This window comes from Escherichia sp. Lx600-2 (assembly GCF_036662595.1).
Taxonomy (GTDB): Bacteria; Pseudomonadota; Gammaproteobacteria; order Enterobacterales; family Enterobacteriaceae; genus Escherichia; species Escherichia coli.
Genome location: NZ_JAYQWM010000041.1, coordinates 20,732 through 35,744, shown reverse-complemented (window position 1 = coordinate 35,744; position 15,013 = coordinate 20,732). Strand labels below are relative to the sequence as shown.

17 protein-coding genes are annotated in these 15,013 nt (G+C 50.3%); 5 read left to right on the top strand and 12 right to left on the bottom strand.

The window, feature by feature from the left end; genetic code table 11:
• Positions 1-2: 2 nt before the first annotated feature.
• Complete coding sequence (locus OQV04_RS25110; protein WP_003032489.1) at positions 3-59, top strand: IS1 family transposase; 57 nt, start codon at positions 3-5, stop codon at positions 57-59.
• Here the strand turns inward: OQV04_RS25110 and OQV04_RS25105 are convergent.
• From OQV04_RS25105 to ivbL, 4 genes are all read right to left on the bottom strand, one after another.
• On the bottom strand, positions 53-532 hold the full coding sequence (locus tag OQV04_RS25105) for a hypothetical protein (RefSeq protein ID WP_442899664.1): 480 nt from the start codon (positions 530-532) through the stop codon (positions 53-55). The two genes, OQV04_RS25110 and OQV04_RS25105, sit on opposite strands and share 7 nt — an antisense overlap.
• Before the next feature lie 1,074 nt (positions 533-1,606).
• Positions 1,607-1,897 (bottom strand): acetolactate synthase small subunit, encoded by a 291-nt coding sequence (gene ilvN, locus OQV04_RS15330; RefSeq protein ID WP_001181706.1) that lies wholly within the window; start codon positions 1,895-1,897, stop codon positions 1,607-1,609.
• A gap of 3 nt (positions 1,898-1,900) precedes the next feature.
• On the bottom strand, positions 1,901-3,589 hold the full coding sequence (ilvB, locus tag OQV04_RS15325) for an acetolactate synthase large subunit (protein WP_021557340.1): 1,689 nt from the start codon (positions 3,587-3,589) through the stop codon (positions 1,901-1,903).
• Between the two features lie 105 nt (positions 3,590-3,694).
• On the bottom strand, positions 3,695-3,793 hold the full coding sequence (ivbL, locus tag OQV04_RS15320; protein WP_001312198.1) for an ilvB operon leader peptide IvbL: 99 nt from the start codon (positions 3,791-3,793) through the stop codon (positions 3,695-3,697).
• A 564-nt stretch (positions 3,794-4,357) separates the two neighbouring features.
• On the opposite strand from ivbL, the gene tisB reads away from it, so the two are divergent.
• Positions 4,358-4,447, top strand: coding sequence for a type I toxin-antitoxin system toxin TisB (gene tisB, locus OQV04_RS15315; RefSeq protein WP_000060506.1), 90 nt, complete (start codon positions 4,358-4,360; stop codon positions 4,445-4,447).
• Between the two features lie 175 nt (positions 4,448-4,622).
• Here the strand turns inward: tisB and ysdE are convergent, their stop codons facing one another.
• On the bottom strand, positions 4,623-4,697 hold the full coding sequence (ysdE, locus tag OQV04_RS15310; RefSeq protein ID WP_211180519.1) for a protein YsdE: 75 nt from the start codon (positions 4,695-4,697) through the stop codon (positions 4,623-4,625).
• Between the two features lie 81 nt (positions 4,698-4,778).
• Here ysdE and emrD point away from each other — a divergent pair, with 81 nt between their 5' ends.
• Positions 4,779-5,963 (top strand): multidrug efflux MFS transporter EmrD, encoded by a 1,185-nt coding sequence (gene emrD, locus OQV04_RS15305; RefSeq protein ID WP_032281867.1) that lies wholly within the window; start codon positions 4,779-4,781, stop codon positions 5,961-5,963.
• Between the two features lie 7 nt (positions 5,964-5,970).
• Here emrD and OQV04_RS15300 read toward each other — a convergent pair whose 3' ends face one another.
• Genes OQV04_RS15300 through OQV04_RS15290 form a run of 3 tightly spaced genes read right to left on the bottom strand, consistent with a single transcriptional unit; the run spans position 5,971 to position 7,164 of the window.
• Positions 5,971-6,468 (bottom strand): radical SAM protein, encoded by a 498-nt coding sequence (locus tag OQV04_RS15300; RefSeq protein ID WP_032281868.1) that lies wholly within the window; start codon positions 6,466-6,468, stop codon positions 5,971-5,973.
• On the bottom strand, positions 6,465-6,827 hold the full coding sequence (locus OQV04_RS15295) for a DUF202 domain-containing protein (RefSeq protein ID WP_001113432.1): 363 nt from the start codon (positions 6,825-6,827) through the stop codon (positions 6,465-6,467). The genes OQV04_RS15300 and OQV04_RS15295 overlap by 4 nt, the downstream gene beginning before the upstream one ends.
• The gene (locus tag OQV04_RS15290) at positions 6,817-7,164 is read right to left on the bottom strand and encodes a YidH family protein (RefSeq protein WP_000703959.1); all 348 of its coding nucleotides are present in this window, start codon (positions 7,162-7,164) and stop codon (positions 6,817-6,819) included. The genes OQV04_RS15295 and OQV04_RS15290 overlap by 11 nt, the downstream gene beginning before the upstream one ends.
• Positions 7,165-7,272: 108 nt before the next feature.
• On the opposite strand from OQV04_RS15290, the gene yidI reads away from it, so the two are divergent.
• Positions 7,273-7,722, top strand: coding sequence for a protein YidI (gene yidI, locus OQV04_RS15285; RefSeq protein WP_000511299.1), 450 nt, complete (start codon positions 7,273-7,275; stop codon positions 7,720-7,722).
• Between the two features lie 46 nt (positions 7,723-7,768).
• On the opposite strand, the gene OQV04_RS15280 is transcribed toward yidI, so the two are convergent.
• Positions 7,769-9,262, bottom strand: a complete 1,494-nt coding sequence (locus OQV04_RS15280) for a sulfatase-like hydrolase/transferase (protein ID WP_032281869.1) — start codon at positions 9,260-9,262, stop codon at positions 7,769-7,771.
• Positions 9,259-10,974, bottom strand: a complete 1,716-nt coding sequence (locus OQV04_RS15275; protein ID WP_001087117.1) for a solute:sodium symporter family transporter — start codon at positions 10,972-10,974, stop codon at positions 9,259-9,261. The genes OQV04_RS15280 and OQV04_RS15275 overlap by 4 nt, the downstream gene beginning before the upstream one ends.
• Before the next feature lie 166 nt (positions 10,975-11,140).
• Here OQV04_RS15275 and OQV04_RS15270 point away from each other — a divergent pair, with 166 nt between their 5' ends.
• Positions 11,141-12,034 carry a helix-turn-helix transcriptional regulator gene (locus OQV04_RS15270; RefSeq protein WP_032281870.1) on the top strand — a complete coding sequence of 298 codons (894 nt, stop codon included), beginning with the start codon at positions 11,141-11,143 and terminating at the stop codon, positions 12,032-12,034.
• Here OQV04_RS15270 and OQV04_RS15265 read toward each other — a convergent pair.
• Complete coding sequence (locus OQV04_RS15265) at positions 12,031-13,353, bottom strand: 6-phospho-alpha-glucosidase (protein ID WP_053292287.1); 1,323 nt, start codon at positions 13,351-13,353, stop codon at positions 12,031-12,033. The genes OQV04_RS15270 and OQV04_RS15265 overlap by 4 nt on opposite strands.
• Positions 13,353-14,969 carry a PTS sugar transporter subunit IIB gene (locus tag OQV04_RS15260; RefSeq protein WP_032281872.1) on the bottom strand — a complete coding sequence of 539 codons (1,617 nt, stop codon included), beginning with the start codon at positions 14,967-14,969 and terminating at the stop codon, positions 13,353-13,355. Before OQV04_RS15260 ends, OQV04_RS15265 begins: the two co-directional genes overlap by 1 nt.
• Between the last annotated feature and the right edge of the window lie 44 nt (positions 14,970-15,013).

Below are 15,013 nucleotides of genomic sequence, written 5' to 3'. Positions count from 1 at the left end.
CGGTGGAGCTGCATGACAAAGTCATCGGGCATTATCTGAACATAAAACACTATCAATAAGTTGGAGTCATTACCCCGAAAAATGTAAAATCGACTTTATCGATTTTGGAGTTTTGTTCGTCGATCCTACCGGTAGTAAAATAACGAACACACTGAAGATTAACTTCATTTTCATTTTTATTAACCGCCATCAAATATATCTTCTGACTAAACCCATTCATAGTAAAATCCATTTCATTAAGATACTTTCCAGACCCAAAAAAAGCATTTCCTGATTTTTTTAAATGCAATGTTGATGAAGTGGCACCATCCAAACTCTTTGAGAGTAACTCGCGAACATCTTGAGATGTGTGTTGTAAGCGACTCTGATAGCCTTGTGCGGAAGAATAATAAAAACATGTAATCCCCTGACGGCTGGCTAAGCAAGCGATTATTTCATCAATCTTATCATCCGTAATATTACCGTTTGATTGTTTTAATAATTCTCTTACCCGAGCACAATCATCATCTTTAAAGCAAACCTGTGCAACCAATTGTTCAGGTGTCTTTTGACTATAATTTGGATCTTTTTCAATTGTTTCAATTTTCTCTGCAAATATTTTAAGAATATCTTTACTTAACTCAACGCCACAGCAAGTTATTTTTGCAGCACCACTTGGTTTAGTTTGTTCTTTTATACATCTATGAGCATCCATAGTCATAGAGTGTAAATAATCCTCAGTAATATCAATTTTTTCCTGAACAGGTAAATGCCCCTCATCTTTTTGAATTCGCAGGTTTAATAAATCATATGTATTACTCACAATGTCTGCAGGCATTTCGTAACTACAATCCGTATTCATCATAACAATACTATTAACTAATTTTTTCCTCAAAACCGTGTCAGCAGAATGTGTTTCTAACGCAGCAGTTTTTTCAGACAGCGATTTGATAATAGTCGCTACAGCCACTCCAGAATATGATGTATTCCCCAATATTTCTTTTATGTTATTTTTATCTGCACCAACCTGAAAAACATTAAAGGATTTGCCACCTGTTTGTTCAATTACGGTGTATTCGTTCTCTCCAGTTGCCGCCATCCAGGTACGATTACCATTATTTTCAGTGCCTGGCATAGGGTGAAAATAGTTAAGGATTTCGGTATTAACACTGCGAGAGCCGGACATAATATTTGCTATTAAGCGTTTTATTTCCTGCAACATCCATTTTGCGAAATTACTGCCAGGTGAATATTTTTTCTCGTTATTTGTGATATTAAGCTCAGCAGCAACAACTCTATTTTTATCCAAAAAGGTGGAAGGGCTGGGATTTGACATCATTATTCCGCTGTTTATAGGGCTTACCATAATATACCTCACGATGAACCATTAATTAATAGAATGCTGGTCATGACCACTGGTATAGACAGCAATCAGAATTTAACACCATCGCTGGAAATTTTAGCCCTAACTGTTAACCCCCAAATTACCGGTGCAGCGACTTAAATTAACGTTCAGGGCTAATAAATTGTGCCTGAGATGGTCTCTGGCACAATTTCACCCTATATATCTGAACGGATCTATCAAAAATCGCTCATCAGTACCCCCCGAACGGTTTAATGTCGCTCCTTACTGAAAAAACACCGCAATCTTGTTAAACATCGTCGGATCGGACTGATTACGCTGCACTTTCACCACATCTTCCAGCTTGTCTATCTGGCTTATCATCTGCTCCAGACGCTGGTCGTCATTGACCAGTAGCCAGATGTGGCTTTTGTCGCTGTCCTGAATCGGCAGGCAGAGAATGCCTTCAACGTTAAAAGCTCGGCGGGCAAAAAGGCCACAAACGTGGGTCATTACGCCCGGATGGTTGCGAACGGTGAGTTCCAGAATCACGTTGTCATGAGTTGTGTTTTGCATGGCTTATTCCCCCACCATTTCAGTATTCGCCGCACCTGGCGGCACCATCGGGTAAACTTTTTCTTCGGCATCAATACGCACATGGATCAGCGCCGGACCAGGGCGATTGATGATTTCTTGCAATGCAGCCTGCGGATCGGCTTCGTTATTCAAATCACAGGTTTCGAGACCGAATCCGGCGGCAATCTGCATAAAGTTGATTTTTCCCGGATAGGTAGCGGCAAAAACGCCCTGCTTGTAGAACAGACTCTGTTGCTGATGCACCAGCCCCAGCGCTTCGTTGTTCATCAGAATGATTTTGACATCCAGCTGGTTTTCACTGGCGGTCGCCATCTCCTGAATATTCATCATCAGGCTGCCGTCGCCGGAGAAACACAACACTTTGCGATCCGGGTTCGCCAACGCCGCGCCAATCGCCGCAGGCAGGCCAAAGCCCATCGTGCCCAGCCCGCCAGAGGTCAGCCACTGGCGTGGGCGATTGAGCGGATAGGCTTGCGCGGTCCACATCTGATGCTGACCAACGTCGGTGGTGATAATTGCATTGTCATCGACACAGGCGGCAACGGCGTTGATCAGGCCGTAATGGCTTAACGGATCGCACGCTTTCGGGATTGGACACGGAAATTCGCGCTGCAAATCCGCCACCAACTGGTGCCACTCTGCACGCGGTTGCGCTTCCACCAGCGGGATCAACTGCGCCAGCACGTCATCAACATCCGCCTGAATCGCCACATGCGGTTGCTTGATTTTACCCAGCTCTGCGCGGTCGATATCGACATGAATAATTTTGGCATTCGGGCAGAACTGCTCGGTTTTGCCAATCGCCCGGTCATCAAAACGCGCACCGAGCACAATCAACAAATCCGCCTCCTGCAAAATATAGTTGGTGCTGCGCACGCCGTGCATCCCCAGCATACCCAGCGACAGCGGATGCGCTTTTGGCAGCATACCCAGCGCCATTAAGGTCATGGTAGTTGGCAGTTGCGCTTTCTCCGCCAGTTCACGCACCCGCGCAGGCGCATTGATCACACCGCCGCCCAGATAAAGCACCGGGCGTTTGGCGGCGTTAATCATTGTAGCTGCGTCACGAATGCTTTCTTCGCTAAAGGCAGGTGCGGCGGCTTTTTCTGCCACCGCGGGCTGTGCTTCAATCTCAAAAACTGCCGTTTGCACATCCTTAGGAATGTCTATCCACACCGGGCCAGGGCGGCCTGATTGCGCAATACGGAAGGCATCGCTCATGACCTGCGGGAGTTCTTCGATATGTCTGACCAGATAGTTGTGTTTGGTGATGGGGATAGAGATGCCGTAGGTGTCCACTTCCTGGAAGGCGTCGGTGCCGATCATCGAGGCGGGAACCTGACCAGTGATGCAAATCAGCGGGATGGAGTCCAGCCGCGCATCGGCAATGGCGGTCACCAGGTTAGTCGCACCCGGCCCGCTACAGGCCATACAGACCGCCGGTTTACCGTCGGTGCGCGCCATTCCCTGAGCGATAAACCCCGCGCCCTGTTCATGGCGAGCCAGAATATGGCGGATTTGCGTGCTTTGGCTTAAGGCATCGTAAACAGGCAGGATAGAACCGCCCGGAATACCCGTCACAATCTTAATGCCCTGCTGTTCCAGGAAATGAACGATAAATTCTGCGCCGGTAAAGCGCTTACGCGTCGATGTTGTGCCCGAACTTGCCATGCTCCAGTCCTTTTCTTCTGGGCCGACTTTCCGGGAGGTGCTTAAACGAAAAACCCCGCCCGGTTTGCGCCGGCGGGGTTTTGGAATCGTGTGTTGTTCCAGTCCCTACGGCGCATTGCCGACGACCACCACCACACGCACGACGACCACTGCGGCGGATGGCGCAGTTGGTAGTAGTTTTGCGTTGAACATGGAAGTAGTCATTGGGGACCTTGTTGGTTTTGTGTTTAACAATATTTATACAAGCACAGCTTTACAGGGGAGACAATGGAAAATTTTTCAGCAAGGGAAAATTGAGGGGTTGATCACGTTTTGCACTGAATTGCAGGTAACAAAAAACCCCGCCGGAGCGAGGTTTCGTCAGCCGCCTGCGGCTGGTAACCGCAAAGCACACTGTATTATGTCAACACTGAAAGTATACGTGTTCCGCGCAGAACGCGCAATTTCGGCACGAATTTTGACGTATTTAGTGCATAGTTGAGTATCGATCACAGTTTGCGTTTTGTCCAAATATTACTGTTTATTTATACAGTAAACTTCTATAATATCACTGTACGCAATGTGTTATGCGGGGGCCGCATCGTTACCCGGCGCACTAAGTCCTGGCTGAAACGGGTGGTGCCGTCAGCGCCTTAACCCCGCGTGAGCACACTGTGTTATGTCAACAAGCACAACGTTTCTCCTTGAGATACCGCGTGCACAACAGCTGGCAACAGGCAGCGGAAAGGTACGTCAGCTGGCAGTGCTCCTGAACCACAGGAGACGCGTATGAGCCTGGTGGATATCGCCATTCTTATCCTCAAACTCATTGTTGCAGCACTGCAACTGCTTGATGCTGTTCTGAAATACCTGAAGTAATTCAGATTCAAGTCGCACCAAAGGGGAGCGGGTAACCGCTCCCCTTTTATATTTAGCGTGCGGGTTGGAGTTGGGGGCTTCTTCTACCAGCAGAATGTTTGCACCTGCGCTGCCTGTGCCCCTCACCCTTTCAGGGAGAGGGTTACAGTTCGCACGTAATCCCTCCCGGCAACATTTATTGCCGCTTTTGTTTACATATTCTGCCGCTAAACAATTCCCCATTCCTGGCGTATATCTGGCTAACATTTATCAATGTGATAGATTCCTCTCCCGCATTTATGGGAATGCGTAGTGACTTATTCTAATTATTTTTATAAAAGCATCCGTGATAATGAAAAGGCAAAGAAACGTCAATTTGTTATTGATGTTGGTATTACTCGTGGCCGTCGGTCAGATGGCGCAAACCATTTATATTCCAGCTATTGCCGATATGGCGCGCGATCTCAACGTCCGTGAAGGGGCGGTGCAGAGCGTAATGGGCGCTTATCTGCTGACTTACGGTGTCTCACAGCTGTTTTATGGCCCGATTTCCGACCGCGTGGGCCGCCGACCGGTGATCCTCATCGGAATGTCCATTTTTATGCTGGCAACGCTGGTCGCGGTCACGACCTCCAGTTTGACGGTGTTAATTGCCGCCAGCGCGATGCAGGGGATGGGCACCGGCGTTGGCGGCGTAATGGCGCGTACTTTGCCGCGTGATTTATATGAACGGACACAGTTGCGCCATGCTAACAGCCTGTTAAACATGGGGATTCTTGTTAGTCCGTTGCTCGCACCGCTAATCGGCGGTCTGCTGGATACGATGTGGAACTGGCGCGCCTGTTATCTCTTTTTGTTGGTTCTTTGTGCTGGTGTGACCTTCAGTATGGCCCGCTGGATGCCGGAAACGCGTCCGGTCGATGCACCGCGCACGCGCCTGCTTACCAGTTATAAAGCGCTTTTCGGTAACGGCGGTTTTAACTGCTATTTGCTGATGCTGATTGGCGGTCTGGCCGGGATTGCCGCCTTTGAAGCCTGCTCCGGCGTGCTGATGGGCGCGGTGTTAGGGCTGAGCAGTATGACGGTCAGTATTTTGTTTATTCTGCCGATTCCGGCGGCATTTTTTGGGGCATGGTTTGCCGGGCGTCCTAATAAACGCTTCTCAACGTTGATGTGGCAGTCGGTTATCTGCTGCCTGCTGGCTGGCTTGCTGATGTGGATCCCCGACTGGTTTGGCGTGATGAATGTCTGGACGCTGCTTGTTCCCGCCGCGCTGTTCTTTTTCGGTGCCGGGATGCTGTTTCCGCTGGCGACCAGCGGCGCGATGGAGCCGTTCCCCTTCCTGGCGGGCACGGCTGGCGCGCTGGTCGGCGGTCTGCAAAACATTGGTTCCGGCGTGCTGGCGTCGCTCTCAGCGATGTTGCCGCAAACCGGTCAGGGCAGCCTGGGGTTGTTGATGACCTTAATGGGATTGTTGATCGTGCTGTGCTGGCTACCGCTGGCAACGCGGATGTCGCATCAGGGGCAGCCCGTTTAAGCGCACATCACCGCAGCATCGTCATCAGCTCCATGGGAGAACGATGCTGCTTTATCAGATCACGCATCACCCGCATATGCGGTGCGGAGTAAGAATAAAACGCCTGATAGCCCGCACAAAGCACGTTGTCTGGCGTCTCCTCCCGAGCGTGCGGACACAGCCGATGCCAGTCGCACGCCTTGCAGTCACGGCGCGATTGCGGTTTTTCGCTGCCACACCATTTTTGTAGGGTGGAGTCAAAAAGCTCAATCGAGATACGACTGATATCTGCCCGCACCCAACACTCGAACAGGGCAATTAAAAATTTCCCCCACAGCTCTGCTGTCACCGAAGCGGCCGTCATATCGCCCCGGTCATCAAATTCAAGATGGGGAATAAGCTGTACGGAGCGGATGCCCCGCTGTTTGAAATTGTGATAAAAATCGGCAGGTTGCAGAGTATCCTTATACTCTACAACCAGTTTATGCCTGTCCTCTTCAGCATCAATGACCTGACTTCCTGTCATGCGACTCTCTCAATAAATACGATAAGTTGATGTATATGCGTTACAGCAAACAGTATTGCGAGAGATAACACCGCGAGGGAGATCAAAAATTTGTCACGGACTACGTGAAATTGAGAAAAATCGCTATTCGTGACATCCATTAAATTGCGATTACGGGTGTAGTGCCAGAGGATCAGCGCCACGATGGCGAGGATGCCAATCGAAATCCAGAATAACATGCCCGCCTGGTGCCAGTTGTGTTTGATAGCCAACGCCATCAACGCGCCGTAGCCCAGCATGGTACGAAACCACGCCAATGATGTACGCTCCGGCTGCAGCCCTGGGTCGGCAATGCGTCTGGCTTTGCGGCTATCCGGCATACAACACCAGTCCCATAACGATCACTGCTACGACCATCAATATTAAGCTGATGATTAATAAGCTGTTGGTGTAGGGCAGGTCCTCTTTCAGACGCATCGCTTTTTCATTGCGTAACCAGCGCAAGTAGCCATACATCGCTAACCCGCCGGAAAACAGACACAACAACAACGCCAGCAGTTCGCGAATGACGGGCGTGGCGAAATCTGGCGCAAGTTGATCAAGCCCAACCCCCGCCGCCAGAAATCCTAGTGCAGTACGGATCCACGCCAGAAAAGTACGCTCATTAGCCAGCGAGAAGCGGTAATCAGGCGCTTCTCCGAGGCGGGAAATTTTCATTGTTGCTCCTTTGCAATTTCACTAACGCTCTACCTTTAGCGGTTTTTTTTAAGAATTTCGTCCGCCCGTTTCCTGATATGCTTTTGCCATCCGCTACAAGGAGGTCAGATGGGTATCATAGCGCAAAATAAAATCAGTTCATTGGGCATGCTATTCGGTGCCATCGCTTTAATGATGGGGATTATCCACTTTTCATTCGGCCCTTTTTCCGCACCACCGCCAACGCTTGAAAGCATCGTGGCGGACAAAACGGCTGAAATTAAAAGAGGTCTTCTCGCCGGAATAAAAGGCGAAAAAATTACCACCGTGGAGAGAAAAGAGGACGTGGATGTCGATAAAATCCTCGATCAAAGCGGTATCGCACTGGCCATTGCTGCGCTACTTTGCGCATTTATTGGCGGTATGCGTAAGGAAAATCGCTGGGGCATTCGCGGCGCGCTGGTTTTTGGCGGCGGGACGCTGGCTTTCCATACCTTGCTTTTTGGTATCGGCATCGTGTGCAGCATTTTGCTGATATTCCTTATCTTTTCCTTCCTGACTGGCGGTTCACTGGTTTAAGCAGCCTGAATAATGCCCGCCGGGTGTTCATCAGCGGGCATTATCGTCAGAACTTCTGTTTTTTCTCTTCCACCTTCACCCCTTGTGTCGGCAGGCCGGTGTCATAGTCGCGTACCACTGGCGAATAACCATCTTGTGGGCGTGGACGAAATGCCCCCATCCAGCGCGGCTGTGCATCTTTACGCCACGGACGCAGGCTCCATTGGTAACTGCGGAACGGATCGCGAATTTTATCCATGTAATCCAATAAGGCGTCATGCATTTTGCTGCGCACGTCGGCAAAACGGATATCATCTATCAGGTTATGCATTTCATTTGGATCATTACGGCGATCGTAAAGTTCATCACTGGTGAAGAGGTTGAGCACCAGTTTAAAGTCATCCGTCACCCAGCAACGCACCGGAATAAAACCGCCAAAGCTGTCATGCTCAATCTCGTAGCGGTTAAATTCCACCATCACGCCGCGTGGCTCTTTCACGGCAAGGATATTTTCCCCCGGCAGAATCTCTGGTTTTTCAATATCTGCCAGCGCCATCATTGTCGGCAGTAAATCGATATGACTGACTGGCGTATTGACCTGTCGCCGCTCCCCTTGCGGCGAACGGATGATCAGCGGAATACGGGTGATGTCGTCATACATCGCCGCTCCTTTACTGATCAGCTTATGTGCGCCCATCATTTCGCCGTGATCGGATGTATAAATAACCCACGTATTTTCACGTTGCTCTGGCGTTAAGGCATTGATGACCCGTCCTATTTGGTCATCAACAAAGTCATTACAGGCAAAATAGAGCGGATGGTGATAAAGCCCGTCATCACCGACTGGCGATGGCATCGCCTGCGCCCATAAGCGGTGATGTTCTGGTTTGTTCGCCAGGTCATCCTGTGCTTTCTCGCCCAGTTGGTAGTAAAAATCAGCGTATTTCTCTAAATACTCCACCGGACAGGTGAACGGGTGATGCGGCTCATCATACGAAACCACCATCAGGAAGGGTTCCTCGGTGCGCGCGGGCTGTTGCAGAAAATCCACCGCCCGATTGCTGATGCGGTGCGCCCAGGTGAAGGTTTCGTCGATATGGTTCGCCTGTAAATCCTCAACGCTGTTTAGGCCATTGCGCCACAGGCTAATCTCTTTCTCCGTCAGTTCGCTAAGATAGTTCGTCCCATCGAACCAGTAATCAGCGTCCCACTCCGGCGGACACTCGCCAGTGCCGAAATAGTCATGACCGTCGAGATGCCATTTGCCGATGTAACAGGTGTGATAGCCCGCATCCTTAAAGTAGCGCCCCATAGTGGAAATGTTTTTGCCTGGCGCGACGTTGTTGGTCCACGGGCCGGACTGGTTAGCGTAGATACCGGTAAACAGCCCGGCGCGCGCCGGTGTACAAACCGGTGAACAGGTGTAGGCGGAGTTAAAGCGAATACCTTCCGCCGCCAGACTATCAATATTTTGCGTATTCAGCGGCTTACCGCTATAGCAACCGACCATATTGGTGGCCTGGGTATCGGTCATGATGAACAGAAAATTGGGGCGTTTCATAGGCTATCCTTTGCATCGGGAGTAAAGGTTACGGCTGGGTCGTGACGATGCCGCCAGCTGTCAAAAATCAGGTAGACAATCACTACGGCGGCAATGAAATAACTGATCATCGCTAACCAGCGCGTACCGTAGCCGCCGAATTCAGCCAGCCCGGCATAGACGCCAATCATCGCGAACAGGATGCCAATTGACGCGATCTTGACGTTTTTCCACGGTTTCATGTCCACCGCAAACGCATCTTTGAAGGTGAACGGCGTGGCGCGCGGTTTGATAAAACCGATCACCAGCATCACGACCACGTTGATGCAGAACGTACAGGCCAGCACATAGAGGAAATGGAAGTCGAACTTCACCAGATAGTTGATGGTGATGTAGCTGATTATGCCAATCCCCATCGCCACTTTTGCCGCCAGCGCCGGGATGCGCGGGAAGAAAAAGCCCATAATGATGATGGTAACCAGCGGCACGTTGTAAATGCCGTTGAGCTGTTTCATCCAGCTATACAGCCCCTGCGGCGCGTTGGCGATCCACGGCGCTACCAGCACCGAAACGATAGCGATAAAGAAACCAAATTTGCGCCCGACGGTGACCAGCTGCTGCGGCTCGGCATTCTGGTTAATGATGCGACGGTAAATACCCATACTGAATAACGTACTGGCGCTATTCAGAAAGCCGTTGAAGGTACTGATCACCGCACCAAATAACACCGCGCCGAAGAAACCCACCAGTGGCACTGGCAGAACGTTATTGACCAGCGTCGGGTAGGCCATGTCGGCTTTCGGTAGATCCTGATACAGATGAAACGCAATCAACCCTGGCAGCACCAGTACCAGCGGGTCGAGCATTTTCAGCACCGCCGTTAACAGCGCCCCCTTTTGCCCTTCCGCCAGGCTTTTTGACGCCAGCGTGCGTTGCACGATGCCCTGATTTGTACACCAGTAAAAGGTGTTCACCAGAATTAAACCGGTAAATGCCGCGCCAATCGGCAAGGGATCGGTCGGGCCACCGACTGAGTTTAATTTCTCGGCGTGAACGGTGGTAATTTGCTCAATGCCCTGCATAAAGCTGCCCTTGCCCATCGCGATCAGGCCAAATACCGGCACCATCAACCCGCCGATAACCAGCCCAATACCGTTGATGGAGTCCGCCACTGCCATTGCGCGCAGTCCGCCGATCACCGCATACAAAATTCCCGCCAGACCAAGCAAAATTACCAGTAGCCAGATAGCCGCACCGTGAGAAATCTGTAGCGATTCCCCGACGTGAAACAGGCTGTTGAGCGCCAACGCGCCGGAGTAGAGAACAATCGGCAGAAAGCAGACGCCGGTGGCAATGAGGAAGCAGAAGTCGATGATAATACGCGTCGTTTTATCATAACGTTCCTCCAGAAAATCGGGGATGGTGGCAATGCCGCGCTTCAGATAGCGCGGTAAAAAGATTAGCGCGAGGAAGATCAGCGTCACCGCTGAAGTCACTTCCCAGCCCATCACCGACATGCCGCTTTTGTAGGCCTGCCCGGAAAGACCAACCAGTTGTTCCGTGGAAAGGTTGGTTAACATTAACGAAGCGGCAATAACCGGCGCTTTTAGTGAACGTCCGGCAAGAAAATAGCCTTGTTGCGATCCGGTATCTGTTTTGCGAACCTTCCACCAGGTGATGATCGCCACCAGCAGCGTAAAACCGACAAAACTCAAGATTTGTAACGAATTCATCTCATAGCCCTTATTTATGTTTATGTCCCGGACGCATGAATATAGGGAGAGGTAAAATGCGTCGGGTCAGGCAGTCAGATTCTTAAAATACAAACGTCGTATCCCTGAACGGATTGTTTTCTGTTAAGTTCAGGTTGTGAGCATAATTCGCCGGAGGGATATTAAAATGAATGGAAAATTGCAAACTTCAGATGTAAAAAACGAAACTCCATACAATATTCCCTTATTGATTAACGAAAATGTGATCTCCAGCGGAATTTCTCTGATCTCGCTCTGGCATACCTACGCCGACGAGCATTACCGGGTGATCTGGCCGCGGGACAAGAAGAAACCGCTTATCGCCAACTCATGGGTTGCGGTGTATACCGTACAAGGATGTGGGAAAATTCTTTTAAAGAATGGCGAACAAATAACTCTGCATGGCAACTGTATTATATTTTTAAAGCCAATGGATATTCACTCTTATCACTGTGAAGGTTTAGTCTGGGAACAGTACTGGATGGAATTTACCCCCACCAGTATGATGGATATTCCCGTTGGTCAGCAAAGCGTTATTTATAATGGCGAAATTTATAATCAGGAACTCACCGAAGTTGCTGAGTTAATAACTTCACCAGAAGCAATAAAAAATAATCTGGCAGTCGCTTTTCTGACGAAAATTATTTATCAGTGGATTTGTCTTATGTACGCAGACGGTAAAAAAGATCCACAACGGCGGCAAATTGAAAAATTAATTGCCACTTTACATGCCAGTCTGCAACAACGCTGGAGCGTAGCTGATATGGCTGCCACGATCCCCTGTAGCGAAGCCTGGTTGCGTCGTCTGTTTTTACGCTATACCGGCAAGACGCCGAAAGAATATTACCTCGATGTGCGTCTGGATCTGGCGCTATCGCTATTAAAGCAACAAGGAAACTCGGTTGGCGAAGTCGCTGATACGCTCAACTTCTTCGACTCCTTTCATTTCAGCAAAGCCTTTAAACATAAATTTGGTTATGCGCCGTCAGCCGTGCTAAAGAATACGGACCAGCACCCAACGGATGCCAGTCCACACAATTAACGTAACTCTGGCCAGTACGCTTTGTTGGCCTCCAGCAACTCATCCAGAATAGCTTTGGCGACCGAGGCGCTCGGTACCGTTTTCGACAACGTAATCGCCTGCCACAGGTGCTGATATGAACGCTGTTCCCAGGCGTCCACGACCAGTTTTTCCACCGCCACTTGCTGACTCATTAACCCTTTCTGAAACTGCGGGATATCGCCGACCACCAGTGGTTCTGGTCCGTTGTGCCCGACCAGACACGGGATCTCGACCATCGCTTCATCATCAAAGTTATGGATTGCCCCGTTGTTAGGCACAATCAGCAACATCCGCTCCTGAGTGTTGAAGGCAATTGCCGCCGCCAGATCGACGATGTATGACGCATGTTCGTCAATCTCCAGCTTGCCCGCCGCTGAATTTCCTGCCGCCGTAATGGCGCGGCAAGCATCGAAAACCTGTTTCTCGCGATGTTCCATCACCTCATTCGCGCGGGTATGTTCAGGGTTGGAATGCTGAACAACATAATCCGGGAAGAGATAATATTTCAGATAGGTGTTTGGTAATGTATCCGGGTCCAGTGCCTGGACATCCCGCGCTTTTGCATAGGTGTCGTTCCAGCTCGCTTCAGTATGCGTATCTTGCTGCGGTGGAACATAACCGTGCTTAGAGACATATTGCCGCAGCTGGGGCATCAGGTCGTTGCCCTGCAAATCTTCAATTGATGTCCACCAGCCAAAGTGGTTCAGGCCGTAGTAGCGCACGCACATCTGTTTGCGATCTTGCAGCCCAACAATTTGCGCCATCCGGCTTTCAATACCGATTGGCATGTCACAGATGTTGAGGATTTTCGCATTCGGGCGCAGACGACGCGTGGCTTCTGCAACAATTGCTGCCGGGTTGGAGTAGTTGAGCATCCAAGCATTTGGTGAATATTTTTCCATATAATCCACCAGTTCCAGGACGCCGCCAATGGAACGCATGCCGTACGCTATTCCGCCGGGTCCGCAAGTTTCCTGACCAACAACACCGTGGCGCAGTGGGATTTTTTCATCCAGTTCGCGCATCGGGTACTTGCCGACGCGGATGTGCGCCATGACAAAATCAACGTCGCTGAATGCCACTTCAGGATCGGTGGTGTAACTAAACGCAATGTCCGGCGCTTTCTCTTTAAGGATGACTTTACAGGCTTCGGCAATCACTTCCTGCCGCGCACCATCGTTATCATAAAATTTCAGTGCACGAAGCGGGAAACGGTCCTGATTCGCCAGGAGCATCAACACGATGCCAGGCGTAAAGGTGCTTCCACCGCCTGCGACAACCACTGAGAATTTGGTCATTATACTGCCTCCGTAATGGCAACATTTTCTGCTGATTGATGAGAATTAATTAAGCTATCGAGCTGTTCACGCAGCTGGGATACATGCAGACCAATGATCACCTGAATGGCATCGCCACTACGGAAGACGCCGTGCGCTCCCAGCTTTTTAAAGACTTCGTCATCCAGCGTTTGTGACATGTCATGCAGTGCAATACGTAGACGCGTCGCGCAATTGTTGATGCTGGAGATATTGCCGACCCCGCCCAGGGCTTGCAGGATACCGGCAGCCTGATCCAGCTCTTTTTTTGGCTCTGCCGCGGTGGTTTGGCCTCGCGAGGCTTTGTATTCGGCTTTTGAGTAGAGTTTCACTTCCGCATCTTCACGTCCCGGCGTGCACATGTTGAATTGCAGAATCAGGGTGCGGAAAACCACGAAGTACAGCAGGGTAAAGCACAACCCAATGGCGATTTGGGTCAGCATCATATCCGCGTGGTTGCTGAACATCGGGATCCAGTTTTGCGGTAAAACCTGGTCAATCAGACCTCCGCCCATGTTGCCCACCACACCAAAGAGATACATCACGGTCGACATTGAGGCCGCAAGCACAGCGTGTACCGCAAACAGCAACGGTGAAATGAACAGGAAGGTAAATTCCAGCGGTTCGGTAATTCCCACCAGCATGGCGGTTAAGGTTGCGGGAATCAGCAAACCCGCCACTTTTACCCGATTTTCCGGTGCGGCAGTGAAGTACATCGCTAAAGAAATGCCCACGGCACCAAAGATTTTTGAGTTACCGTACAGGGCAAAACCGCCTTCCGGGAACAACGATTTCAGCGGCTCGGCGCTCAAACTGAACTCTTGCAGATGCTGCGCCCAGTACATCTGAATGCCGCCTTCAACAGCTGCCGGACCAAAGATAAACGGTCCGTAGATGAAGTGGTGTAAACCGGTTAGGATCAGAATACGTTCGAGGAAGGTGTAAACCCACACCCCAAGCGCACCCGCCGAACGCAGGAACGCTTGCAGAGATTCAATCCCCATTTGTACTTTTGGCCAGCCGAGCAATGTCAGCCAGGCACAGGGGATCATCACCAGGAAGGCGATAATCACCACATAAGACGTCCCCTGGAAAATGCCGAGAAACACCGGCAGTTTTTTATCGAACAGACGGTTATGCAGCGCCGTCACAATGCCGGAAATGATAATTGCGCCGATAATGCTGGTATCGAGGGTTTTAATCCCGGCCATCATTGTCAGACCGCTACCTGCCACCGCGTCCTGAGTGAAATCGACACCGAAGTAGCTTCCCCAGGTCATTCCCATCGCATTGATGAAATAGTTCCAGGTCAGGAAACTCACCATCACCGCCAGACAAGCACGCCCCTGCGCTTGCTTAGCAAGGCCAATGGGTAAACCGACAGCAAAAATCAGCGGCATATTACGGAATACCGTCCAACCGCCCTCTTCAATAATGTGTACGATTTGCGCGAATAAACTGTTCGGATCGGTCAGTGATTCCCCGACAAACATCGGGTTTTGCAGCAAGATGGCAAGACCCACCACAATCCCGGCGAAGGGAAACAGCAGCACTGGCGTGAACATCGCGCCGCCAAAGCGTTGAATTTGACTGAGCATTTCCACATCCTCTTTTCTCAATTCTGTAAGTAGGAAGCCTGATT